Here is a 1,591-nt window from a genome sequence, read left to right as displayed (position 1 = left end):
CCGCGCACGCCTTCGGTAATCAGCACGCCCGCGCCGGCCACGCCGGTCGGGTGGAATTGCCAGAATTCCATGTCCTGCAGCGCGATGCCCGAACGCGCGGCCATGCCCAGACCGTCGCCCGTGTTGATGAACGCATTCGTCGATGCCTGGAAGATCCGGCCTGCGCCGCCCGTGGCGAACAGCGTGGTCTTGCCTTCGAGAATGTAGACGTCGCCCGTTTCCATTTCGAGCGCGGTCACGCCCAGCACGTCGCCTTCGGCGTCGCGGATCAGATCGAGCGCCATCCATTCGACGAAGAACGTGGTCTTCGCGGCGACGTTCTGCTGATACAGCGTGTGCAGCAGCGCGTGACCAGTACGGTCCGCGGCCGCGCAGGCGCGCTGCACCGGCTTTTCGCCGTAGTTGGCGGTGTGGCCGCCGAACGGACGCTGGTAAATCGTGCCGTCGGCGTTACGGTCGAACGGCATGCCCATGTGTTCGAGTTCGTAGACGGCGTTCGGTGCTTCGCGGCACATGAACTCGATCGCGTCCTGGTCGCCGAGCCAGTCGGAGCCCTTGATCGTGTCGTAGAAGTGGTAGTGCCAGTTGTCTTCGCTCATGTTGCCGAGCGAGGCGCCGATGCCGCCCTGGGCCGCGACCGTGTGCGAGCGCGTCGGGAACACCTTCGAGAGCACGCAGACGGACAGACCGGCGCGCGCCAGTTGCAGCGAAGCGCGCATCCCCGAGCCGCCCGCGCCGACGATAACCACGTCGAACTTGCGACGCGGCAGAGAATTCTTGATTGCAGCCATGCTTTTACACTCTCCAGAGAATCTGCGCGGCGTAGCCGAGGCTGCCCAGCAGCCAGGCGATCGTCAGCACGTCCAGCGCGATGCGCAGGCCGACGGGCTTGATGTAGTCCATCCAGATGTCGCGCACGCCGATCCAGGCGTGATAGAACAGCGCGAGCAGCGTGACGAACGTCGCGAGCTTCATCCATTGGGCGGAGAAAATCGACGCCCAGCCGTCGTACGAAAAGTCGTGTGCGCCAAAGAAGAGGACGAGCAGCACGACGGTGTAGATCGCCATGATGACGGCGGTGGCGCGCTGGGCGATCCAGTCGCGCAGGCCGTAATGAGCGCCGACGACGAGGCGCTTCGGACCGATACCGTTTTTAGCCGACATTCTTAAAACGCTCCGAAGATTTTTGCCGCGAAGGCGATCGTGAGGATCGTGGAGATGACGACGACGACGAGCGAGGTCGACTTGCCCTTTTCTTTGGCCGCGAGGTCATGGTTGAAATCCATGAACAGGTGGCGCACGCCGGCGCAGAAGTGGAAGAGGAAGGCCCAGCCGAGGACGAGCACGACGAGCTTGACGATGATGTTCGAGAGGAAGCCCTTGAAGACCTCGAAGCTGAGTTCGGAGGTGAGGCTCTGGTCGAACAGGAACAGGATGAAAGGGAGGAACAGGAATAGAAGTGCACCGCTCACGCGGTGACCGATCGATACGCGACCGGCCAACGGCAGGCGGTATGCGAACAATATCTGCCCAATCCCGATGTTCCGGTATTCCGGCCTCGGTTTTTTTGCGGCTTCTGCCATGCTAGACC

General features: G+C 62.5%; 3 protein-coding genes. All 3 read right to left on the bottom strand.

Annotated elements, in window-relative coordinates; all coding sequences use genetic code 11:
* The coding region (locus G3N97_RS38670) for an FAD-dependent oxidoreductase (protein WP_205997981.1) at nt 1–791 on the bottom strand (791 nt) is incomplete at its 3' end.
* A 4-nt stretch (nt 792–795) separates the two neighbouring features.
* The gene (gene sdhD, locus G3N97_RS38665; RefSeq protein ID WP_065064678.1) at nt 796–1,164 is read right to left on the bottom strand and encodes a succinate dehydrogenase, hydrophobic membrane anchor protein; all 369 of its coding nucleotides are present in this window, start codon (nt 1,162–1,164) and stop codon (nt 796–798) included.
* Between the two features lie 2 nt (nt 1,165–1,166).
* Nucleotides 1,167–1,583, bottom strand: a complete 417-nt coding sequence (gene sdhC / locus G3N97_RS38660) for a succinate dehydrogenase, cytochrome b556 subunit (protein WP_205997982.1) — start codon at nt 1,581–1,583, stop codon at nt 1,167–1,169.
* Nucleotides 1,584–1,591: the final 8 nt, after the last annotated feature.

The organism is Paraburkholderia sp. Ac-20347 (assembly GCF_017104805.1).
Lineage (GTDB): Bacteria > Pseudomonadota > Gammaproteobacteria > Burkholderiales > Burkholderiaceae > Paraburkholderia > Paraburkholderia tropica.
This window is presented reverse-complemented; position numbering and strand designations above follow the sequence as displayed.